This is a genomic window from Muricoccus roseus (genome assembly GCF_900141905.1).
Taxonomy (GTDB): Bacteria; Pseudomonadota; Alphaproteobacteria; order Acetobacterales; family Acetobacteraceae; genus Roseomonas; species Roseomonas rosea.
Window position 1 is genome coordinate 1 of the sequence record NZ_FQZF01000043.1, and the last position, 20557, is coordinate 20557.

A 20557-nucleotide genomic window follows, 5' to 3' on the forward strand; every position below is an offset into this window, starting at 1 on the left:
CCCGACCATCCGGCCGGGGAGGTGAACAGACACGGGTCATTTCTCGGCGAAAACTTCGGCTCCTACAGGGTCAGCTCTCAGTGCAAATCAACACCGCCCCAAACCAAAGAAGGCGCCGCCGCGTTCGCGTGCACTCAGCGCCGAGGCACTGGAGCAGCTGGGTGCGCGGCGGCTGGCCGAGCTTCTGATGGCGCAGGCCAAAGGTGATGCCGCGCTGGCCCGCACGCTGCGCCTCGCGCTCGCCGGGACGGATGGCGGCGGCCGACTTGTCACCGAGGTGGAGAAGCGGCTGCGCACCATCGGGCGATCACGGGGGTTTATCGAGTGGGACAAGGTGCGCCCCCTCGCCCGCGAGCTCGACAGCCTGCGCGAGACGATCACCGGGGCGTTGGCCGCGACGGACCCGCGCGCCGCCGTGGCGCAGATGCGGCTGCTGCTTGGCCTCGCCGATAACGTGTTCGAGCGCAGCGACGATGGCAGCGGCACGCTGGGCGAGGTGTTCCGGCAGGCCGGGGCCGAACTCGGACGGCTCTGGGCCCTGCTGCCGGGCCGCGACCCGGTGGCGCTGGCCGGCGAGGTTCTGGCGCTCTGGGATGCTGACGGATATGGCGAGACCGACCGGCTGCTGGAAGCGGCCGGCCCGGCGCTCGGTCCCGAGGGCCGGGCGGAACTGCGCCGGCTGCTGGAGGCGCGCCTCGCCGCGCTGCCGCGTTCCCGCAAGCCCGACGCGTTCGAGAGCTGGCACGGGCGGGGCCAGCTCGCCTTCCGCCTGCGCGACCTGGCGGACCTCGAGGGTGACGTTGACGCCTATATTGCCGCCACCGAAGCAGGCGGCCGGGTGGAGAACTCTGCCGGCGACATTGCCGAGCGCCTGATTGCACATGGCCGTCCCGCCGAGGCGCTCGCCTGGCTGGACCGGGCGCCCGACCGCCACGAGGGCGAGGAGGTCCGGCATACGGACCTGCGCATTGCGGCGCTGGACGCGCTCGGGCGGCGCGAGGAGGCACAGGCACTGCGCTGGGGGGCCTTCCGCCGCTGGCTGACGCCGCAGCACCTGCGCCCCTATCTTCGCGGCCTGCCGGATTTCGACGACGTGGAAGCGGAAGACCGGGCGATGGCCCACGCGCTGGCGCATCCCGACCGCAACCTGGCACTCAGCTTCCTGGTCAGCTGGCCCAACCTCGAAGCGGCGAACCGGCTGGTGCGGGCGCATCATGGCGAGATGGACGGGCGCGACTACGGTCGGCTTCGCGCTGCGGCCGAGGCGCTGGCCGAACGATACCCGGCTGCCGCCACGCTGCTGCACCGGACCCTGGCCGAGGACGTGCTGCGGCGGGCCTCCTCGCGGCAGTACGGGTACGCGGTGCGCGACGTCCGGGCCTGTGCCAGCCTCGCGCCACTGCTACCGGCGGAACCCGGCCTCGAGAACCACGCCGTGTTCTTGGCGCGCCTCAGGCGCGAGCACGGACGTAAGGCTGGGTTCTGGGCTCTGCTGGACGGCCGGGAGTGATCTTCGATGGCGAGATGTATGCTCTGGTCATGACCGATGAGAGCCCTCCCCCGGGCGAGGCCCCTGCCCCACGCCCCCTGCCCTGGGAGCTGCACCCCTCCCTGACCGAGGAGCGGCTCACGGCCGCGGCCCGCCTCCTGGCCCGTGGCCGGGCGGACGCGATCGCCTTCGCGGACCCCTGGGCCGGTGATGACGCTTGGTCAATCGGCTGTCGGGCCTATGCCTTCTCCAAACACCAACTCGCACGCGCCGCGGAGGGCGGCCGTTATTTCTGGCTCGGGGTGCTCGACGAGACCCACCACTTCGTCTTCCTGATTGAGGGTGTGCCGGTCCGCTTCTACCGGGGCGAAGCGGAGGATCCTTCCAGGCGCACCCTGCGCCAGCAGGAGAACGAGGCCGAGCAGCTTGCCCTGGCCCTGGGGAGCGACGGCACTGAGGGGCTGATGTTCCGCTTCGCGGTGGAGACGGAGCCGGACGGGGCGGTGAAGCGCATCGTCTTCCTGGCGTTGCGCGGCGAGGCCGGGCGAACGGAGTGCTTCTGGCCCGTGCCTCTGGAGGACGGCTCGGAGGGGCCCCGGAACAGCGGCGGCTTTTTGCAGCTGCCTCTCAGCGCCGGCGGGAAGGCGGCCGTCCGGCCGGCCCAACCGCGCAAGCGGGCGGGCCCGAAGGGGGTTTCTCAGGAGCCGGGCTTGCTGGAGGGCGCGTAGCCAGTCGGCTGCCCCCGAAGCGCCGAAGAGAATCGGTTCCCAGGGCCGCCCACAGGCTTGTCCCCGGCAGCTGTGGGTAAGCCGCGGGCCGGCTTCCGAAGGGCTTTCTGCGAAGGCTGACGCAGCTGGGGTGTGGACCCCAGGCCGGACTCACGCGGCTCCGGCCCTTTATGGGCAGGGACATTATGGTTGAATGTGTGTGGTTCGCCGACGGCAAGCGCATGAAGGGCCTGTTCTCCGAAGCAAGCCTGGAGTGTCGGACTGCCTACAAGGGCTGACGCTGGAACCCGCATCCGGCGATTGACGCCGGACCCATGAGAGCTTCATAACAGGGTCACACGAGGACATGTTCACATGCGCACTATCGCACTAACGAACCAGAAGGGCGGTGTCGGCAAGACGACCCTCGCCTGTCATCTGGCCGTGGCCTTCACGCAGGCCGGGCAGAACGTTGTCCTCCTCGACCTCGACCCACAGGCCTCCGCCGCGGAGTGGGGTGACGCCCGCGAGGCCGAGTTCCCGCACGTCCAGAGCATCCAGCCTTCTCGCTTGGCTAAGACCGCCCAGCAGATGAAGGAGATCGGGGCGGACATCTTGATCCTCGACACGGCGCCGCATTCGGAAGGCACGGTCATGGACGCCATCCGCCTTGCGGATCTGGTCTTGATCCCCTGCCAACCGTCGATCATGGACCTCCGGGCCATGAGCAAGACGATCAACTTGGTGAAGCTCACCCAAGTCCACGCCTTCGCGGTCCTCAATGGGGTGCAGCACCATTCGACCATGGCCGCCGTCGAGGCCGAGAAGACGATCCGGGACCACCTTGGGCTTCCCGTCGCCCCGGTGAAGATCGGAGAGCGTGTCGCCTACAACCGCTGCTTCATCACCGGGCAAGCGGCACAGGAGATTGAGCCGGACGGCAAGGCGGCGGCCGAGATTAAGAAGCTCCACAAGTGGACCGCCAAGCAGCTTGAGAGGGTGCCTGCATGAGTACGAAGCCGAACTTCGCCGCCGGACTGAAGGCGCTGCGCCCGGAGACGCTGCCCGCGCCCCCTGCCCCGGTTCAGGCCGCGCCACAGGCCGTCCAGCCGCCTTCCCGCGCCGGCAAGGTCGCTATCAGCGCCTACTTCGATCCAGAGGTACGGAAGCAGCTCGCCATCATGGCGGCCCGTCAGGACAAGTCCCAGGCAGCCCTTTTGGCCGAGGCATTGAACATGCTGTTCGAGCATCACGGGGAAAGCCCGATCGCGCGGGCCTAAGTATGAGATATTCGGGGACCGTCCTCCCTGCCCTACTTCGCGGGCAAGAGTGAGGTTTTCGGGGAACGGCGCCGGAGGCGCTCCTGTGAGGGCATTGGGGAAAGCACATGCTCCGCCTTGCCGGAGATCCGCGCCTTCCGTCCGACCTTGGACGCCTGTCCTTCCCGATAGGCCGACTGCAGCTCTTCGTCGGACTTGCGCCACCAACCGACGTTCACCTTCACGACCTTCTTGCCCTGCTTCACTGGCAGGACAGCCAGGCCGAACGGGGCCAGCGCATTGACCTCCGCCACGGCGGGCTTGAGGACGTGCATGTTCAGCTCACCGAAGGTCTTATACTTACCCGGCGGCACCCCCAGCATGGCCCGGAAATCATCGAGGCTATATTCGATCTGGGTCTTGAAGGACAGGTTAGCGACCTGTGCCACGTTTTCATAGAGCGACACAGAATATTTTGAGCTGAACGACATGATGATCGGCAGCGCGATCTTGCCCCAGATTGTCGACTTTTGCAGGATTTCGATCAGCATGGCATCGAAACTGTACGTCAGTACGCCCGCCGGGCGGTCGGGACTGTCCAGATCATTGCCGCCGAGGAACTGGACACGCCGCGTTTTCCCGTTGGGCAGCTTGACCACCAGCAGCGTCCGCATCAACGCCTCGATAGCCTCCTCGACCATCTCATAGCCCTTGTGACCGGCGGGCTTCAGCTCATCAATCTCAACGGTGTACCGCTTGCCCTCCGCCACGCCCTGCATGTGCGCGTGATGCCAAAGGACCGTGATCGCGCGGCGGGCGTTCAGGGTAAGCTCATGGTGGCCCGTCACCTGAATCAGCTCGGCAGGCTTGACTGCTTCCTGACCGCGCGGCGTCAGGGCCAAGGTGAGAATCGGCGCTTCGGACATGGCCCGATGATACCGACCGCCGCTAAGTATGAAAACAACCCCCCGATAACCTCATACTTGCCACCCCGAACTTCTCATTCTTGACGATGGCTTTGTGGATAAATCACGCCGCCTTGCCCGAAGACCTCACAGTAACGCCCCGGATCGCTCATAGCTTTCCCCGGTTTCCTCACAGCAACCGTCTCCCCTGCCCGGATTCCTCACAAGAGGCCCCGACAACCTCATAGTTGGCCCGGCAAGCCTTTGTTCCCGCGAATGGATTAGCGGATGAATCTTCGAATTCTTGAATCTAAGAACTTACTTGAATGGAGGAGGCTGTGGAAAAGAGCTAACCGACTCATGGCGCACCGGAGAGTACTGGTGAAAAGCCGCATTGAGAGAGCGCGAGTTGAACTGCTGTCCCTATCCGACCGAGGACTGCATGAGTCGGGAAAGCCCTGCGCTATCGGCACTCATCTCTCTCACATAGCGTCATACCAGTAGGTCCTCACCATGCTTGCTGCTTCGCGCCTGCGCATGAGTCCGGTTCCGGCTTCGCCGCCCTCGCCTTCCGCTGCGCTTTTCGGATGAGGAACCTTGCTCGGGGCAAGAACGCCGTTCATCGTCTCCAGCGGGATCGAACAAGAAAGCAGGTTCGAATGTGAGCATGTGAACATTACCGCTTATGAATATCGCAAGTGTCTGACGCTATGACAAGCGGGGGTATTCGAATGTTAGGTTGTCGTATCTCATCCGTCACGCATCGTCAGACCGATATTAAACTCTCTTTTGGCTCCGAGGAGGTGAATATGCTCATCCTCGCGCGACGCAAGCTGGAGCTTGGTCCCGACCACTACACGATCGCCGGCAGCATGTCAATCCCACATGATAACACGGCAACATGATGTCAGATGAACATAGGAACGTGTGAACATGACGGCTTGTGGAAACAGGGGGGACTAGCCAGCAGGCCAGACCAGAGGACCGCTGGCCTGCCTGGAGACGATGGCGCACCTTAACGCGTGCGGGCTGCCGCTGAACCGTTACCTCGTCGAGATCGCCATTGCCGACGAGGTCTGGGAGGCGTGGAAGGAGCACGAGGCGGCCTCGCTGCTGGTGGGGTGGGACGCCCGGCCGTCGAGCCGCACGAGCATCGGCTGGGTACGGCCCGGATGCGGAGCCAGCGTACGAGGGTGCTCGTTGTGCCCTCTGTGATCGTGCTGGAGGAGCGGAACGTGATCATCAACCCGCTGCGCCCGGCGAGCGTGGACATTAGGGCATGCAAGCTGCGCCTGTGGACCTACGATCCCCGACTCGCCAAGGCGTCGTGATGATCCAGCCGGTGCTCCGAACGCGCCGCTTCGTCTAGGGCCTGTCCTCAGATGAGCCAGACATAGGCTGCGGCAAGGTGGATGGCGCCGAGGAAGTTGCGTGCGGTCTTGTCGTAGCGGGTGGCGATGGCGCGGAACTGCTTGAGCTTGGCAAAGAAGTTCTCGATCAGGTGTCGCGCCTTGTAGAGATGCCGGTCGTAGTCCCGCTTCTGCTTCCGATTCTGCTTTGGTGGAATGATGGCCGCCTTGCCTGCGGCGGCCAGGGGCTCCAGCACGCGTGCGTCGGCATCGAAGGCCCGATCGGCGATCAGCGCATCGGCCGCCATATCGGGCAGCAGCGCGTCAGCACCGGCAAGATCATGGGCCTGGCCGCCGGTCAGAGCAAAGCCGACCGGATTGCCGAGTGCATCCACGAGGGCGTGGATCTTGGTGCTCAGGCCACCCTTGCTGCGCCCGATGGCCTGCTCACCACCCCCTTTTTGGGCGCCCCTGAGCTGTGCTGGTGAGCGCGCACCACCGTGCTGTCGAGCATGGCGTATTCCGTGTCCGCCTCCGCCGCGAAGTGCCGGAGCAGGCGCTCCCACACGCCGCCCTTGGCCCAACGGCTGTACCGCGTATGCACCGCCTTCCACGAGCCGAACCGTTCCGGCAGGTCACGCCAGGGAATACCGGCGCGGTAGCGATAGAGCACCGCCTCGACGAACAGGCGGTTGTCCCGCGCCGTCATCCCGACATGCCCAGATCGGCCGGGCAGCAGGCCCTCGATCCGGGTCCACTGATCGTCACGCAACGCGTATCGCCGCATTCGCCGGCTGCTCCATAACTTGCCGGCACCCTATGAATCACTCCAGCGCCTTTGCGGGAACCCCATCTGAGGACAGGCCCTAGGACAGCGGGCATGAAGCACCTCCTTCTCTCCACCTTCCTGCTCTCCGTCACGACCGCGCCCTAAAGGCGCAGACGCCGGCCCCGGGCGCACCGCCGCGCCCGGTGACGACCTGGGAGGCGGTGGAACGGCCGATGAGCGCGCTGCTGAACGGCGGGCACCGCATCGTCTCGGCCATGGGCCCGAGCTTCACGCTCGAGCGGAACGGCAAGTACGTGGCCTGCGGGGTGCGCCCCGTCGGAGGCATGCGCGGCACGGCCGAGACGACGTCGCAGTGCCATCGGCTGAACTAACGCCTTGCGCGGGCTGCTAGGCCAGCTCTTCGACACCGCGGCGGCAGTTGCCTTCCGAAAGGGGAGGGGGTGCGCCCGCTGGGGCGCACCGTCTACGTCAGACTGCGAAGTCTTCCTTGGCCTTGCCATGGTGCAAGGCCTCGGTCAGCCAGCGCGGCATGCGGCCGCGACCGGTCCAGGTCTCGCCTTCAGGGCCGCGGTACTTGGCGGCCACAGCCTTGCCGGCGTCGCTGCGGGGCTTACGAACGTTCGTGCGCGGGCCGGGCTTGTCCAGGAGATCACCCAGCTCCAGGCCGAGCTTGGCGGCCTTCTCGCGCATCTCCTCAATGAGCTGGGCCTTAGCGCCCTGCTTCTTGCCGTCGAGCGCCGCCTTGGCGTCCTCGATCAGTTGGTTCAGCTCAGGGACACTCAGATTGTTGAGGTTGATGTCGCTCTTGGCCATTTTGCACTGCCCATGAAATCAGGAGGTTAATTTACCCCTGATCACATTATGTATTCCTCGCCATCTTAACGATAGTGCTAAGGCCAATACCTTTCCGCCTTTGTAATTCGGCGCAGTGCGTATCGGATCGTGGCGTCTAAAAGCCGAAGACCCCGAAAAAGATATCGCGCTGAGAAGCGAGCCAATCAGGCGGTGCCTCTCCGAGTTTCCCGGCGATGACGCCGAGATCCAGGGTTGCGAGCTTGTCGAAGCGCACGACGGAGGGAACCTTTAGACCCGTGCCGGGCGTCGGCTTAATCGGAGCCATATCGGGTTCGCTGCGGGGCACGGAGGTGATGAAGCACACTACCAAATCCGTCCTGCGCCCATTGTCGCGCGACACCACGAGAGCAGGGCGGCGCTTGTCGCCCGAGAGGTCGGTGAAGGGAAAGCGCGTGAGGACGATGCTGCCGAAGGAGAACACTAACCGGCTTGCCGCGGCGGCGTCTCGACGAGGTCTGTGTCGCTGTAGAGGTCGGGTTCCTCGGCGAGCCATGCAAAGGCCCCGCCCGCCTCGGCCATGGCGGCCATCGGCAGGGTGTCCTCCTCGCCTTCCACCACCTCGACCAGCACGTGCACGCGGGTCTTGGCCGCGATACCGCGGCGGGCCAGTTCGGCCGAGACCTGCCCGGCCTGGGCATCGAGGGCGATCCTGTTCATGGGTCCTCCAGGGCTGGCACCTTACCACGCCTCGTCGAGGGCCGGTGAATGCCGGCAGAGATATGGGGGAGCATCCTACGTGTCGAAGAGCCCGCTGAATTCCTTGTCCTCGTAGTGCCGGAGCTTGGTGGCGAGGATGGGTCGGTGCCCGGGCCGGAGGAGGACCTGGAGGTCAGGCCGAAGGCGCATGGCCTCATCGGGCGTGAGGAGAGGGCGGGCAGCCAGGTGGGTGCTGGTGCCCTCGGTCTCGCTGACCTGGCCGCCAGAGAGGAAGGCCGAGCTGCTGGTGGAGGAGGAGGCCGTCTCGTAGGCCACGGTCCCGCTGCCGAGGGTGTGGGAGAGCCAAGAGGCGGTCTCGAGGTCAGCGGGGGATGCGAGCTGCACGAGGCCGGCGTTGGAGAGGAAGGTGCCGGCGCGCTGTCCGTAGGTGGCGCGGAGTTGGTGGAGGTCCTGCAGGATGGGCCAGAGCTGGATACCGAGGCCGGCCATGAGGCCCATGGCGCGCTCGACGGGGTCGAGGCGGCCGAGGGCGGCGAACTCGTCGAGCAGGAAGAGCACGGGCGAACGTGAGCCGGGGCCCGGGGCAGTGCCGGCCGCGCCGGAGGGAAGGGGATTCGCTTGCGGCGCGAGCGCCTGTGCGGCGCGGGCAAGGTGTTGGATGGCCTGGGCGACGAGGAGACGGAGCCAGCGGGCGTAGGTGTCGAGGCGGTCAGGGGGCAGGACGAGGAAGACGCTGGCGACTCCCCTCCGGAGATCCTCGAGGCGGAAGTCGGCGCCGTCCATGGCGGCGGTGATGCGGGGCCCGTCGAGGAAGTGGGTGTGGCGCTGGGCCGACGAGAGGACGCCGGCGGCCTCGCGGTCGGACTTGCCGAGCTGACGGTTGGCGGCGCGCGCCACGAGGCCGCCGGCCGCCGTAGAAGCCGCCATGTCGGCGAGCAGCGCCTGGAACCGGGCAGGCGGCAGGGTGAGGGCGTCGCGCAGCGCTGCGAGGCGACGGCGCTCAGGTGGTTGGGTGGTGAGGGTGTGCAGGAGGAGGCCGGCGATAAGGGCCTTGGCCTCCTCGTTCCAGTGGGCGTCGCCGGCTTGCCCAGGCGCATCGTGCACAAGGGCGTCGGCCAGGGTGGCCGCATCCTCAGCCAGGTCGAGTGAGGCTGGGTCGAGGACGGCGAGCGGATCGTAGCGGGCGCTGGGCTGCCCGGAGACGCCGAAGGGGTCCAGCACGTGTACCGGCCCGAAGCGCCGCCGGGCACGGGCGCTGATGCGGGCGTTCTCGCCCTTGGGGTCGATGCAGAGGACGGAGCGGCGGGCCAGCAGCAGGTTGGGGAGGACGGTGCCCACCCCCTTGCCGGAGCGTGTGGGTGCGATGGTGAGGAGGTGGGCGTGGCCGTCATAGGCGAGGAGACGGCGCTTGCCGGAGGGTTCACGGCCGACGAGGAGGCCGTCGGGCTGGGTACCGCGCGCCAGGGCGAGGGCGGCGCGCTCTTGCGAGGTGGCCCAGCGGGCGGAGCCGTAGGCGGTGAGGGCAGGGGGCGGGCGGAAGCTCTCGAGCAACGAGGCCGTGAGACCGAAGAGGGCGCCCAACGCGGTGCCGATACCGGCACCCCAGCGGAAGACGCCATGGTCGATGATGACGGAGGAAAAGACATGCCAGAGGCCTGCGGCGAGGAGGCCGAGGAGGAAGCCGGCGCCCGCGTACTTGGCAGCACGGAGCAGGGCCAAGGCGAGGGCGGCAGGCAGGAAGACGGCGAAGGTCAGAGCACGGCTGGCGGCGGAGAGGAAGGCGGTCACGCAGGCGCGTCCGGAGCGGGACGGGGACTGCTGCTTCCCGCTCCTTGGCGACTCCCCTCCCGCTTGGCCTGAACGGCCACCGCAGCCTCGGCCTCGCGCTCCAGGTGAAAGGCGCGGAGGCCGGCGTGGCGCCAGCGGGCACGGAGTTGGGCGGGCGTCGCCTCGTCATCGCCCTCGCGAAGCCGATGGGCGAGTTCGAGGAGGGCGCCGAGGAGGGTGGCGCGGTCGTCCTCCACCAGTTCCACGACTCCCGCCTTGGTTAGCAGGCCGCCGAGCTCGATGAGGTGACGGGTGCGCTCGCGGCGGGCCTGGGCCCAGTCGCGGGTATCGGAGCGGGCCAGGGAGGCCTCGGCCCTGGCGATGGCCTGGCTACTCCGCCGCCTGGCGCGGAGGCTCGCCTGCAGCCGGTCGCGGAGCGTCAGCGGAAGCGGCAGGCGTCGCGGCTGCACGGGGCTGGCGGGCGGTGCTGCCAGCAGCGGCGCTTGCTGCGCGCTCACGGCGAAAGAAGGCGTCGCCGCGGCGGCGCCAGCCCTCCAGGGTATTGGGGTCCGTCTTGCTGCGCTCGATGCCGTCGAGGAGGAGGCCGGCCAGGGCGTCGGGATCGAGGGCGTCAGCGGCGCCAGTGGCCAGCAGCAGTTCGCCGAGCTGGGACTTCTGCTTGGTGCGGAGCTGGCGGGCCTTGTCGTGGAGAGCCTTGAGCTCGGCCTCAATGTCGCGCGGGCGGCGTGGCGCCATGGGTCAATCCCCTTCAGTCGATCACATCAACACGTCGCCGCCCTCTCGGTCCGCGGCCTGTTCCTGATGCAGGGTTCCACAGACGTGAGGCGGTGCATACTCCGGGTCAGGAACGATGGGCATCTTCGTCGGTAAGCCGCCGGCCTCCGTTGATCCGTCGATTACCGGTAGAGCTGCCAGACGGTTCCGGCCAAGCCTGCCGCGATGAGGACGAAACCACAGCCCTGAACGTAGCGAAGGGGGGAGATGGCGCGGGCGCGGGCCTCGGCAGTGGCGGCCCGCTCCTCGGCCGATGCGGAGCGGGATGCTCGGGATGCGAAGAGGGCCTGGCTCCATGTCGGCACGTCCTCGGAGATTTCGGCACGCAGGCAGATCAGGGTGGTGAGCAGGCCGAGGATAAGGACACCAGGAAAGCCGAGGATCTGCACGAGGACGAAGGCGAGGGCGATCAGGAGGAAGATGCCGATCCAGGCGAGGCCGTTAAGGATGAAGTTCGGCGAAGGCGGCATGGGACGGCACCGTTACCCGATGACGCCGAAGAGGCGCATGCCGAGGACCATCAGGATGAGCGCGATACCGCAGACGACGACCAGGAGGTCGAAGCCGGTCATGCGCCAGTTGCCTGTGGGTACCCAGCGGGGCGCATAGGCATAGAGGGGGTGCGCCGACTTCGTGCGTTCGGCCATCCCCCGGTACTTCCGGTTCTCCTCGCGACTGCGGGCGTCGCCAAGGTCGTCGGGGTCGCTGGCCATGATCGTTCTCCCTTGGCGAAGTAGGACGCGGATGACAGCGGTTCTCCAGTCAGAAGCACGTCACTTGCCTGCGCATGACACGGTTGCTGCGGTAGCTGAAGCGCTGCAAGGGTCCCACCCGCGCCCTGCCATGGACGCGTCAAGCGAGGGAAATGCATGATGAAGCCGAAAGACCTCAGTTCTGGATCAGCCGCAGTAGCGTGCCGTCGGGGTCGATGAGGGCGGCGGCTCTGCCACCCCATGGCTCGATCTTAGGCGCGTGCAAGCGGGGCTGCCCGGATTGTGCCTCGACCAGTCCTGCCGACCTGCAAGCGGCGTAGAACGCGTCGAGATCATCGAGACGCAGGCAGCAGCTGAACCAGCTGCTGAACGGATCGAGTTCGGGGTGCGGGAAGAACTCCAGGCGCAGGCTGCCGCGTGCGAGAATCATCCATCCCGCATCGCGCCACACCTCCACGAAGCCCAAGGCCGCATAGAACTGCGCTGTCGCTTCGAAGTGGCGGGACGGCAGGTTCGGTGACGCGTGATCAGCCATTCTAACTCCAGACAGGGAGGCTGAGCCTCTCCCTGCTATCTCAGCCAAGGGTCCGTCAGCGATCAACCTTCGCCCTACTCCTGAGCCGCCCGTCAGTTCGCCACCTGAGCAGGGCGATGGAGCGAAATGCGCGCTTATACGTTGCCGATGACAACGTCGCACTCCCGTGAAGCGGAAGAGGGCGGAACGATGGGTGCAGAAGGGTTCCAGCCAGAATCGACGAGAGGCAAACTGCCCGCGGCCATTCGGGAAGGGGAACCGCATGACGCCGGAGACTTTTCGCCAGCTGGCGCTGGAACTGCCCGAGGTGGTGGAGTGGGAACACCACGGCAAACCGGATTTCCGGGTGGGCGGGCGCATCTTTGCGGCGCTGGGCTGGCCCGACGAGGGATGGGGTATGGTGAGCCTGCGGCCGGAGGAGCAGGCAGTGCTGCTGCGGGACGCACCGGCTGCCTTCCGTCGCTCGGTCGGGCGATGGGGCGAGACCGGCAGCACGCAGGTGTGCTTGGCCGAGGTGGACGCGGCAACGCTGTGCCCCGCGCTGCGGCTGGCGTGGAAGGGCAGGGCGGGCAAGCGGCTGCTGACGCGCTACGGCGAGCAGCTGATTCAGCGGACCGGCTGACGGGTGGCGATCTACCATCTCTCGGCGAAGGTAATCTCACGTGGCGCAGGGCGCTCGGTGGTAGCGGCCGCGGCGTACCGTTCAGCGTCGCGGCTTCCGGACGAGCGGACGGGGGTGTCGCACGACTTCACGGCCAAGGCCGGGGTGGTGCACGCGGAGGTGCTGCTGCCCGAAGGGGCACCCTCATCCTGGTCGGATCGCGGCACGCTGTGGAACGCGGTGGAGGCGGGCGAGCGCCGGAAGGATGCGCAGCTCGCCCGCGAGGTGGAGTTCGCCCTGCCGCGGGAGCTGAGCCAAGCCGAGGGCGTGGCCCTCGCCCAGGACTTCGTACGGCAGCACTTCGTGTCGCGCGGGATGGTAGCGGACCTCTGCGTGCACGCGCCGATGGGCGAGGACGGGGAGGCGAAGCCGCACGCGCACGTGCTGCTGACGCTGCGGCGGGCAGGGCCGGAGGGGTTCGGACCCAAGGAGCGTGGCTGGAACGAGACGGCCTTGCTGCGGGAGTGGCGGAAGGGCTGGGCGGAGCTGGCGAACGCGCGGCTGGCCGAGCTCGGGTACGATGCGCGGATCGACCATCGGAGCCTCGCGGCCCAGGGCATCGGGCTGGAGCCGCAGCACAAGGTAGGACCGGCGGGGATGCGCCGGGTGGCGCGGGGCGAGGAGGCGGAGCGGCGGGCGGAGCACGACGCGATCGCGCGGCGGAACGGCGAGCGTCTCCTGGCTGAGCCGGAGCGGGCACTGGAGATCCTCACCCATCAGCAGAGCACCTTCACGCAGCATGACCTGGCGCGGCTGGTGGCGCGGCACACGGACGGGGCGGAGCAGTTCGGCCAGGTGCTGGCGAGGGTGGAGGCGTCGCCGGAGCTGGTGCGGCTGGGGCGGGACGGGCGGGGGCAGGAGCGTCTGACCACACGGGCGATGCTGGAGACGGAGCGTCGGCTGGAGCGGGACGCGCTGGCCCTGGCGGGCACGGCGAGGCACCGGGTGGGAGCATCGGGGAAGCGAACCGCGACCCTGGAGGCGAAGGGGGCCGGGATCACCCTCTCGGGCGAGCAGGAGGCGGCGCTGGGCCGGGTGCTGGAGGCGCGGGACCTAGTGGCGGTGGTCGGCACCGCCGGCGCGGGCAAGAGCACGCTGCTAGCCTCGGCACGGGCGGCCTGGGAGCGGGAAGGGCTGACGGTGCGGGGGGCAGCGCTGTCGGGCATCGCGGCGGAGAACCTGGAGACGGGGTCCTCCATCCCGAGCCGGACGATCACGAGCCTGGAGCACGCGTGGGAGCGGGGGCGGGACGCGCTCGGGCCGCGGGACGTGCTGGTGGTGGACGAGGCGGGGCTGGTGGGGTCGAGGCAGCTCGGGCGGGTGCTGGCCCACGCCCGGGAGGCCGGTGCCAAGGTGGTGCTGGTGGGGGACGCGAAGCAACTGCAGGCGATCGAGGCGGGGGCAGCGTTCCGGGCTGTGGTGGAGCGTGTCGGCGCGGCCGAGGTGACGGCGGTGCGGCGGCAGCGGGAGGGCTGGCAGCGCGAGGCGACGGGGAAACTGGCGACAGGGCGGACGACGGCAGCCCTTGAGCGGTACGAGGCGGCCGGGATGGTGCGGGAGCACGGCACGGCCGAGGAGGCCCGGGCGGCGCTGGTCGCGGGGTGGATGGCGGCGCGGCAGGGGAGGGGGACGGAGCCGGGCCGTGGGGACTCTGGCGACCCTGCCTCCACCACGCCGAGCCAGGTGATGCTGGCGCATACTCGGGCGGACGTGGCGGACCTCAACGCGCGGGCCCGCGCTGCTCTGCGGGAGGCGGGGACTCTTGCGGGAGAGGACCACCGGCTGGAGACGGCGCGCGGGCCGCAGGACTTCGCGATCGGCGAGCGGGTCATGTTCCTGCGGAACGAGCGGTCCCTGGGCGTGAAGAACGGCACGCTGGGGACGCTGGTGCGGGTCGAGGGCGTGGCAGCGGACGGGAGCGACGTGCGGCTGGCGGTGCGGCTCGACGGGAGGGAAGGGGTCGGATCGGGCCGGGAAGTGGCCTTCCAACTGCGGGACTACGGAGAGCTGGCACCCGGCTATGCGACGACGGTGCACAAGGCGCAGGGCGTGACGGTGGACCGGGCGCACGTGCTGGCAACTCCGGGGATGGACCGGCACATGGCCTACGTGGCGCTGACCCGGCACCGGGACGGGGTGGTGCTGCACTGGAGCCGGGAGGAGCACGGCGGACGGGAGCATCTGGTCCGCGCCCTGTCGCGGGAGCGGGCGAAGGACACCTCGTTGGACTACGGGATGGCCGAAGAGCGGCGCGCCCTCCGTCCCACCCTGGAGCAGGCGCAGGCGAGGGCGGCAGTGGGGTACGCGGAGCGGCGCGGGCTGCACCCGCTGGGCCCCGCGAGCGGGATCGTGGTGGCGCGGCCGGAGATGGTCCGACAGGGGGGAAGTGCACCGGACAGGGGGGAAGAGCATCCCCGGCCGTTGCTGGCAGCCCACCACAGCTTGGACGGCCGGGACAGTCTCGGGCGGGGCACCACTCCAGCGGAGGTGGCCGCGGCCGCTGGGCGAGATCCTGCGGTGCTGCAGGAGGTGCGGGACCGGGGCCAATGGCTGGCGCTGGCATACCGCGACCCGGGCGCGGCGGAGGCAGGGCTGGTGGCGCTTGTGCGGGAGGAGGGCGGTGATCTGCGCGTGGCATCGCAGCGGCTGCAGGAGGCCGGGCCGGAGGCGCTGGGGCCGTTGCGTGGGCGGGACGGGCTGTTCGCCGGTTCGACAACCAAGCAGGAGCGGGTGGCGGCGCTGGAGGCGGCGCGGGCGGTCCCTGGCAGCCTCGCCCGGGAGGCGAGGGCACGGGAGCGGGCCGGCGGCGTTTATGTGGCGGCTGTGGAGGCGCAGCGCGGCCGGGATGCGGTGGAGGTGCCGGGGCTGAGCCGGGCGGCGTGGGCGGCGGTGGAGGCCGTGGAGCGGGCGCGGGGGGGCCAGCCGGCGCGGGACGGAGAGGGCCAGGGCAGCGCGCGGGACTACTGGGCCGGGGTGTCGGGGGCGGGTGCCGGGAGTGCGGCGGTCGCCGAGGCATGGCGGCGGGAGGTGCTGGAGCAGCCGAAGGTAGCGCGCGAGCTGCGGGCGGTATCCGAAGCGGCGGAGCGGCGCCTGGGCCAGGAGGGCATGCAGGACGCGGGACGCAGCGCAGGCACCGCATTGGCCACCGATGGCCCCGGCCGGCGTGATAGACTGGCCGAGGTGGGGCGGGTGGTGTCGGTGTCGTGTAACGGGTCACTAGCGAAGAACGCGCAGGAGCGCGCCCAGGCCCGGCAGCACGATGCAGAGCAGCAACGCCTTGGAATCAGGCGCGGGTATGGAATAGGTATGTAGAAATCAGGCCTGAACGAAGTGCCGGGTTTGACCCGAAGCAGTCCTCGCCGTGGAGAGACCGGTTCGCGGACACTGAACCCCATCTCTCGCCTGGAGCTCACCTCCCTCCCGCAGACGGAGGGCTTGAGATCAGTAGAGGGACTACGAAGAGCCAGGCAGGAAGAGCCGCTTGGGGCGGCTTAGCGCTGCCGGACCCGGCTTACGGCAGCGCTAGGCGGATGATTACGGAATGACCTGCAGCTCGCGAGCCTGCGCGAGGTTCTTGGCCATCCTGACACATGCAATGGCAGCTTCGGCACCCTTGACCAAGAAGTGGTCGCCGAAGAATTGCTGATGCTGCGCATGCTCGTGGAAATGGTGCGGCGTCAGCACGGCTGAGATGACCGGCACCTCGGTTTCAAGCTGCACGGACATCAGGGCATCGATCACCGTGCTAGCGACGAACTCGTGCCGGTAGATGCCTCCGTCCACAACCAGCCCGCTCGCCACAATCGCCGCATAGCGCTTTGTCCGCGCCAGGAGCTTCGCCTGGAGAGGGATCTCGAAGGCGCCGGGCACCTCGAATGAGTCGATAGCTTCTTTTGGCACCTCATGCCTGGCCATCTCCTCGAGGAAGCCCTGGTAGGCGCGGTTGACGATGTCGGCATGCCAGGAGGAACGGATAAAGGCGAAACGCTGAGACTGCTTGTCAGACTGATCCATGGCTTCCTCGTTGAGGGATTTCCAGAATCAGGGCGCACGAGATCACGACCGCACGTGCTTGAACACGGCGAAATGGCCATGACCGTCGCGCTCTCTTCCATCCGGACTGTGACCGTCGGCTCCGGATTCACACCGGATCTGCTGACCTCGCTCTCATAAGGAGAGCGAGCGCTCGCGGGCTCATGCGATTGCTCGCAAATACCACCGGTGGGGATTTTCACCCTGCCCTGAGAACGCATTCCTCAAGATTACTCTCGAGACAACCCTAAAACTAAACCCGCGGGCTTTGGATGACAATGAGCCCGTCCCGCAATTGGTTGCCTGGAACGGGAGGCCGTACGCCATATGTCGGCTTTCCACCGAGGCTGTGTGGAAACATCGGGGAGGTGGATCAGCGGCCTGAGGTCATTGGTGGGGACTGGTCCAGGTCTCCTGGGCGATGGGGTCGCTCCAGGCCAATCCCAGCGGCAAGCTCTGGGCGCAGATGCGGCACCTGCACGAGATGGAAGCCGCGGTCGTGGCTGCGCCGGACAGGCAGATATTGCTCACCGATCTGGATGCCCGTGCTCGACGGGCCCATGACCGGTGAAGCCTTCCTCGCCTATGTAGGGCTGCCTCTCAACGTGAAGGTTAAGGACCACGACGTCGATCTCGAGCAGCTCACACCCGACCTGGTGCAGATCCACGGCATGGGCGCGGGCACCGCGGCCGAGATGCTGGTCCTTCAACGCCGATTTGAATCCCAGCCTCGCCCGCTGGAAGGCGGGCAGATAGCGATCCTGGCACTTCTATGTGGCCGCCGATGCTTGGTAGTGTCGAAGCGTAGCATCGTGAACTCCTCGGCCTTGGCATGACGACGGTGACGATGCACAGCGCTCCGTCGGGAGCAACCTGCGGCTCAGGCCGGCGGGGCGACGCCCCCCAGCAGCCGCGTCTCTGGCCGCTCGGTGAAGAGGCGGTTCCAGGCGCGCCGCGCGATCCTGTCAGCTTCCCGGATAATGGTCGGCTCATCCATCGTCCTCACCACGCCGTCCCGCATGATCCAATGGCCGTCCACCATGACCGAATCCACGTCGGACGCCTGCCCCTGATGGACGAAGCTGGAGAGAGGGCGGGTCATTGGCACCAGATGCGCGCGGTCGGTCCTGATCAGCACCAGATCTGCACGGTTACCTAGCGCTAGCCAACCGCCATCGGGCACTCCCATGGCCGCATACCCGTTGCGCGTCGCCCAGCGCAGCGCCTCCTCCGGCATGGGCGTCCTTCCATCCTCGCGGCGGATGCGCTCCATGAACAGGCCGGTGCGCATCACCTCCACCATGTCCTCCGCCATGTTGTCGGTTCCCATGGCGATGTTGCAGCCCTCTGCCTCCAGCACCGAGATCCGCGGGCTCAACCCACGCCGGGCGGCGATGGCGGCATTGAAGGCCACGTTCACCCGCGCGCGGCCCAGCAGCCGCTCTTCCTCATGCACCATGCAGCGGCAATGCGCCGCGATCATGCCAGGATGCAGGAAGCCTTCCGCCGCAAGATATTCCGTGGGCCGCATGCCACGATGCGCCTGCACGGCGGCTATCTCGCCCCAGACCTGGTTGAGGTGGATGGTGCAGGGGATGGAAAGGCGCTGCCGCTGGTCCTGGAGCCGGTGCAGTAGGCCGGGCGTGCACATGTCGGGCGCCCAGGGAGCCATGCCGGTGCGGATGCGCCCATCGTGCTGCCCGTTCCATGCGGTGTGCAGCCGCTCGATGCGCTCCAGGCTGTCCTCGGCAATGGCCTCCGAGGGTCGGAAAGGCCCGGGGTCGCCGACATTGCTATCAGCGCGATCCCAGGCGCGTTCGGCCAGTAGCAGGCGAATCCCGGTGGCGGCAAGCCACGGCGCATAGTCCGCGATGTCCTTGCCGTCCTCCAACAGTGCCGTGGTGCCGCTGCGGATCGCCTCCAGCGCGCCGAGCTGAACCATCACTGCCATTTCCTCGCGCGACAGCTCCGGCGTCGGGATGGGCGAGATGCCGGCGCAGAAGGGTGGCCGGTGCGGCGGGGAGAGATCCTCGAAAATCCCGCGCGCGATCGTCAGGCTCAGATGCGTATGGGTGTTGGCAAAGCCCGGCATGACGGCGCGCCAGCGGCCGTCGATCCGCTCCGCCTGTGGGAAGCGGGGCAGGATCTCCGCATCTGGACCGATGGCGGCGATGCGGCCACCGTCGATGGCGATGGCCGCATCGAACAGCACGCGGCTCTCATCATCGGCGGTGATGATGGTGGTGCCATGGATAACCTGGGCCAAGGGTGTCTCCTCCTCCGCTGGGGCCGCGCCCGGTCAGGCAGGTCGCACGTTCCAGAAGACCGGCGTGCCGGTCATCACCCCCTGCAGACTCGCACGCATGGCCGAGGGCTGTAGGTACTGGCCGAGCGGGAAATACGCTACCTCGTCGAAGCAGGCCTGCTGCAGGTCGCGGCAGATGCGCTTCTGCTCAGCCTGATCATGGGTGACCATCCATTCCGCGCGCAGCGCCTCCCGACGCTCGCTCGTCGGCCAGCCGAAGAAACCCTTCTCGGGATTGCCGCGGATCGCGTTGTGGCTGGCGGGGTTGAGCCAGTCCATTCCGTGCCAGTTGCCGGCCAGGGCGCTCCATCCGCCCTCAGCGACCGTCTTACGGTTATTGCGTCGCGCAACGACCGAACCGAAGTCGGTGGCGGCATATTCCAGGTTGATGCCAATCTGCTGCATCATATCCGCCGCGACATCGCAAAGCGCCTTGATCGCGGCTGAATCGGCTGGCACGAGAAAGACGACCTTCTCCCCGGCATAGCCCGCTTCCGCCAACGCGCGCTTCACCTTCGTCATGTCGGGCTTGTCCGACAAGCGTCCCATACCTGCATCATTGGCCATAGGCGAACCCGGGGTGAAGAAGCCAAGCGGCGTGGACATGTACTCCGGGTTGTCGCCCACCACAGCCTGCATAGAAGCTTTCTGGTCGATGCCTCCCATTAGCGCACGGCGAATAGCCTGACTGTTGAACGGACGGTGCAGGTGATTCACCTGCATCAGGCAGGTGAACCCCAGCGGTTCCACCACCATCACACGGACGCCGGAATGACGCTTCAACACCGGCAGCAAATCATGCGGCGCCGTGTCTATCCAGTCCTGCTCGCCGGCCTGCAGCGCAGCGACGCCCGTCCCGGCATCCGGCATGGTGGTCCAGATTACACGGTCATAGTGGACGATCTTGGGACCGGAGGTCCAGTCGGCGACGCCGTCCTGGCGGGGCATGTAGCGCTCAAAGCGCCCATAGGCGTTGTGTGCCCCGGGGACACGCTCATCCTGAAGGAAGCGGAACGGGCCGCTGCCCACCACCTCCGTTACGGGCTTGAATCCACTGACGTCCGTTACCAGCCGCTCCGGCATCATGGCACAGACGGAGGTGGCGACCTTGCCGAGTGCATAAGGGATCCAGGGACAGGGCCGCTTCAGCCGCAAGACGATGGTGCGGTCGTCGGCGGCAGAGATTTCGTCGCTGGCCTGCATCAGCGCATCGCCCATGGCGTCACGCGTGGCCCAGCGCCGGATGCTGGCCACGCAGTCGCGCGCCAGCACGCGCTCGCCGTCATGCCATGTCAGCCCGTTGCGGAGCTTCATCTCCCAGCGGAGGCCATCCTGCTCGATGCGATGGCCTTCCACCATCTGCGGCGAGGCCTCAAGCCGGTTATTCACGCCATAGAGCGTATCATAGACCATCAGTGCGTGGTTGCGGGTGACATAGGCGGTAGCATAGATCGGATCGGTGAAGGCGAGATCGACCGAGGGCGTGAAGCGCAGGGTGGAGGCGGGGGCCGCGCGCACCGCGGCGGGCAGCGCCAAGCCCGCCGCGGCGGCTCCGAGAATGTGACGACGACCCAGCATCGGCGATTCCTTTCCTGCAGGAGGAGCCATCAAGGCGCGCGGCGGGTGGCAAACGCGGCCGCAGCTTCGGCGGCGCCGTGAAGCGGGCGCCAATAAGATCGCGGCGACACGTCATAAGATTCCCGTCCCGCTCGCCCGATGTGCTCGAAATGCAGGCTGG

22 protein-coding genes, 1 pseudogene and 1 riboswitch are annotated in these 20557 nt (G+C 67.7%); of the genes and pseudogenes, 9 read left to right on the plus strand and 14 right to left on the minus strand.

Going from position 1 to position 20557, the window contains the following annotated elements:
• Positions 1 to 133: 133 nt before the first annotated feature.
• The 4 genes and pseudogenes from BUB97_RS23225 to BUB97_RS23240 all read left to right on the plus strand — a co-directional run.
• Positions 134 to 1510, plus strand: a pseudogene (locus tag BUB97_RS23225) (DUF6880 family protein); the annotation flags it as partial.
• Positions 1507 to 2217, plus strand: coding sequence for a hypothetical protein (locus BUB97_RS23230; RefSeq protein ID WP_073139628.1), 711 nt, complete (start codon positions 1507 to 1509; stop codon positions 2215 to 2217). The pseudogene BUB97_RS23225 and the gene BUB97_RS23230, both read left to right, overlap by 4 nt.
• Positions 2218 to 2571: 354 nt before the next feature.
• Entirely contained in the window at positions 2572 to 3207 is a 636-nt protein-coding gene (parA, locus tag BUB97_RS23235) for a ParA family partition ATPase (RefSeq protein ID WP_073139631.1), read from the plus strand.
• Positions 3204 to 3476: a ribbon-helix-helix domain-containing protein gene (locus BUB97_RS23240; protein WP_073139634.1), complete on the plus strand. Its 273-nt coding sequence runs from the start codon at positions 3204 to 3206 to the stop codon at positions 3474 to 3476. Before parA ends, BUB97_RS23240 begins: the two co-directional genes overlap by 4 nt.
• A gap of 32 nt (positions 3477 to 3508) precedes the next feature.
• On the opposite strand, the gene BUB97_RS23245 is transcribed toward BUB97_RS23240, so the two are convergent.
• Complete coding sequence (locus tag BUB97_RS23245; protein WP_073139637.1) at positions 3509 to 4381, minus strand: replication initiation protein; 873 nt, start codon at positions 4379 to 4381, stop codon at positions 3509 to 3511.
• 1181 nt (positions 4382 to 5562) lie between these two features.
• Between BUB97_RS23245 and BUB97_RS27345 the strand changes: the two genes are divergently transcribed.
• Positions 5563 to 5691 (plus strand): hypothetical protein, encoded by a 129-nt coding sequence (locus BUB97_RS27345; RefSeq protein ID WP_277614052.1) that lies wholly within the window; start codon positions 5563 to 5565, stop codon positions 5689 to 5691.
• A gap of 47 nt (positions 5692 to 5738) precedes the next feature.
• Here BUB97_RS27345 and BUB97_RS25655 read toward each other — a convergent pair.
• A protein-coding gene (locus BUB97_RS25655; protein WP_139281441.1) for an IS5 family transposase occupies positions 5739 to 6496 on the minus strand; the annotation gives its coding sequence in 2 pieces (ribosomal slippage) (positions 5739 to 6179 and positions 6182 to 6496; 756 coding nt in all).
• Between the two features lie 185 nt (positions 6497 to 6681).
• Here BUB97_RS25655 and BUB97_RS23265 point away from each other — a divergent pair.
• Entirely contained in the window at positions 6682 to 6870 is a 189-nt protein-coding gene (locus BUB97_RS23265; RefSeq protein WP_217659746.1) for a hypothetical protein, read from the plus strand.
• A 97-nt stretch (positions 6871 to 6967) separates the two neighbouring features.
• On the opposite strand, the gene BUB97_RS23270 is transcribed toward BUB97_RS23265, so the two are convergent.
• The 9 genes from BUB97_RS23270 to BUB97_RS23310 all read right to left on the minus strand — a co-directional run bounded on the left by BUB97_RS23270 (position 6968) and on the right by BUB97_RS23310 (position 11821).
• Positions 6968 to 7312, minus strand: a complete 345-nt coding sequence (locus BUB97_RS23270; RefSeq protein WP_086062500.1) for an H-NS histone family protein — start codon at positions 7310 to 7312, stop codon at positions 6968 to 6970.
• A 136-nt stretch (positions 7313 to 7448) separates the two neighbouring features.
• Positions 7449 to 7775 carry a type II toxin-antitoxin system PemK/MazF family toxin gene (locus BUB97_RS23275; RefSeq protein ID WP_073139648.1) on the minus strand — a complete coding sequence of 109 codons (327 nt, stop codon included), beginning with the start codon at positions 7773 to 7775 and terminating at the stop codon, positions 7449 to 7451.
• Complete coding sequence (locus BUB97_RS23280) at positions 7775 to 8011, minus strand: hypothetical protein (protein WP_073139650.1); 237 nt, start codon at positions 8009 to 8011, stop codon at positions 7775 to 7777. Before BUB97_RS23280 ends, BUB97_RS23275 begins: the two co-directional genes overlap by 1 nt.
• 75 nt (positions 8012 to 8086) lie before the next feature.
• Complete coding sequence (locus tag BUB97_RS23285) at positions 8087 to 9799, minus strand: type IV secretory system conjugative DNA transfer family protein (protein WP_073139652.1); 1713 nt, start codon at positions 9797 to 9799, stop codon at positions 8087 to 8089.
• Positions 9796 to 10140 carry a conjugal transfer protein TraD gene (locus BUB97_RS23290; RefSeq protein WP_175562727.1) on the minus strand — a complete coding sequence of 115 codons (345 nt, stop codon included), beginning with the start codon at positions 10138 to 10140 and terminating at the stop codon, positions 9796 to 9798. Before BUB97_RS23290 ends, BUB97_RS23285 begins: the two co-directional genes overlap by 4 nt.
• 28 nt (positions 10141 to 10168) lie before the next feature.
• Positions 10169 to 10534 (minus strand): conjugal transfer protein TraD, encoded by a 366-nt coding sequence (locus tag BUB97_RS23295; RefSeq protein WP_073139658.1) that lies wholly within the window; start codon positions 10532 to 10534, stop codon positions 10169 to 10171.
• 161 nt (positions 10535 to 10695) lie between these two features.
• Complete coding sequence (locus BUB97_RS23300) at positions 10696 to 11043, minus strand: hypothetical protein (protein WP_073139660.1); 348 nt, start codon at positions 11041 to 11043, stop codon at positions 10696 to 10698.
• Between the two features lie 12 nt (positions 11044 to 11055).
• The gene (locus tag BUB97_RS23305; protein WP_073139663.1) at positions 11056 to 11286 is read right to left on the minus strand and encodes a hypothetical protein; all 231 of its coding nucleotides are present in this window, start codon (positions 11284 to 11286) and stop codon (positions 11056 to 11058) included.
• Between the two features lie 175 nt (positions 11287 to 11461).
• Positions 11462 to 11821 (minus strand): bleomycin resistance protein, encoded by a 360-nt coding sequence (locus tag BUB97_RS23310; protein WP_073139666.1) that lies wholly within the window; start codon positions 11819 to 11821, stop codon positions 11462 to 11464.
• A gap of 262 nt (positions 11822 to 12083) precedes the next feature.
• Here BUB97_RS23310 and BUB97_RS23315 point away from each other — a divergent pair, with 262 nt between their 5' ends.
• Both BUB97_RS23315 and traA read left to right on the plus strand, forming a co-directional pair.
• Positions 12084 to 12443, plus strand: a complete 360-nt coding sequence (locus BUB97_RS23315) for an MmcQ/YjbR family DNA-binding protein (protein WP_073139669.1) — start codon at positions 12084 to 12086, stop codon at positions 12441 to 12443.
• Between the two features lie 57 nt (positions 12444 to 12500).
• Positions 12501 to 15794, plus strand: a complete 3294-nt coding sequence (gene traA / locus BUB97_RS23320) for a Ti-type conjugative transfer relaxase TraA (RefSeq protein ID WP_408906154.1) — start codon at positions 12501 to 12503, stop codon at positions 15792 to 15794.
• Between the two features lie 222 nt (positions 15795 to 16016).
• Here the strand turns inward: traA and BUB97_RS23325 are convergent, their stop codons facing one another.
• On the minus strand, positions 16017 to 16496 hold the full coding sequence (locus tag BUB97_RS23325) for a 6,7-dimethyl-8-ribityllumazine synthase (protein WP_073139675.1): 480 nt from the start codon (positions 16494 to 16496) through the stop codon (positions 16017 to 16019).
• Between the two features lie 85 nt (positions 16497 to 16581).
• Positions 16582 to 16735: riboswitch (FMN riboswitch) on the minus strand.
• Positions 16736 to 17074: 339 nt separating this feature from the next.
• Between BUB97_RS23325 and BUB97_RS23330 the strand changes: the two genes are divergently transcribed.
• Entirely contained in the window at positions 17075 to 17350 is a 276-nt protein-coding gene (locus BUB97_RS23330; protein WP_073139677.1) for a hypothetical protein, read from the plus strand.
• Positions 17351 to 17394: 44 nt separating this feature from the next.
• Here the strand turns inward: BUB97_RS23330 and BUB97_RS23335 are convergent, their stop codons facing one another.
• Both BUB97_RS23335 and BUB97_RS23340 read right to left on the minus strand, forming a co-directional pair.
• Positions 17395 to 18780 carry an amidohydrolase family protein gene (locus BUB97_RS23335; protein WP_073139680.1) on the minus strand — a complete coding sequence of 462 codons (1386 nt, stop codon included), beginning with the start codon at positions 18778 to 18780 and terminating at the stop codon, positions 17395 to 17397.
• 33 nt (positions 18781 to 18813) lie between these two features.
• Positions 18814 to 20397, minus strand: a complete 1584-nt coding sequence (locus tag BUB97_RS23340) for an ABC transporter substrate-binding protein (protein ID WP_073139683.1) — start codon at positions 20395 to 20397, stop codon at positions 18814 to 18816.
• Positions 20398 to 20557 lie beyond the last annotated feature (160 nt).

What these genes read in the sequence shown, in the direction of transcription:
- parA (WP_073139631.1), top strand. Translation starts at nt 2,572, where the DNA reads ATGCGCACTATCGCACTAACGAACCAGAAGGGCGGTGTCGGCAAGACG.
- BUB97_RS23240 (WP_073139634.1), top strand. Translation starts at nt 3,204, where the DNA reads ATGAGTACGAAGCCGAACTTCGCCGCCGGACTGAAGGCGCTGCGCCCG.
- BUB97_RS23245 (WP_073139637.1), bottom strand. Translation starts at nt 4,381, where the DNA reads ATGTCCGAAGCGCCGATTCTCACCTTGGCCCTGACGCCGCGCGGTCAG.
- BUB97_RS23270 (WP_086062500.1), bottom strand. Translation starts at nt 7,312, where the DNA reads ATGGCCAAGAGCGACATCAACCTCAACAATCTGAGTGTCCCTGAGCTG.
- BUB97_RS23280 (WP_073139650.1), bottom strand. Translation starts at nt 8,011, where the DNA reads ATGAACAGGATCGCCCTCGATGCCCAGGCCGGGCAGGTCTCGGCCGAA.
- BUB97_RS23295 (WP_073139658.1), bottom strand. Translation starts at nt 10,534, where the DNA reads ATGGCGCCACGCCGCCCGCGCGACATTGAGGCCGAGCTCAAGGCTCTC.
- BUB97_RS23300 (WP_073139660.1), bottom strand. Translation starts at nt 11,043, where the DNA reads ATGCCGCCTTCGCCGAACTTCATCCTTAACGGCCTCGCCTGGATCGGC.
- BUB97_RS23305 (WP_073139663.1), bottom strand. Translation starts at nt 11,286, where the DNA reads ATGGCCAGCGACCCCGACGACCTTGGCGACGCCCGCAGTCGCGAGGAG.
- BUB97_RS23310 (WP_073139666.1), bottom strand. Translation starts at nt 11,821, where the DNA reads ATGGCTGATCACGCGTCACCGAACCTGCCGTCCCGCCACTTCGAAGCG.
- BUB97_RS23315 (WP_073139669.1), top strand. Translation starts at nt 12,084, where the DNA reads ATGACGCCGGAGACTTTTCGCCAGCTGGCGCTGGAACTGCCCGAGGTG.
- BUB97_RS23325 (WP_073139675.1), bottom strand. Translation starts at nt 16,496, where the DNA reads ATGGATCAGTCTGACAAGCAGTCTCAGCGTTTCGCCTTTATCCGTTCC.
- BUB97_RS23330 (WP_073139677.1), top strand. Translation starts at nt 17,075, where the DNA reads ATGACCGGTGAAGCCTTCCTCGCCTATGTAGGGCTGCCTCTCAACGTG.
- BUB97_RS23340 (WP_073139683.1), bottom strand. Translation starts at nt 20,397, where the DNA reads ATGCTGGGTCGTCGTCACATTCTCGGAGCCGCCGCGGCGGGCTTGGCG.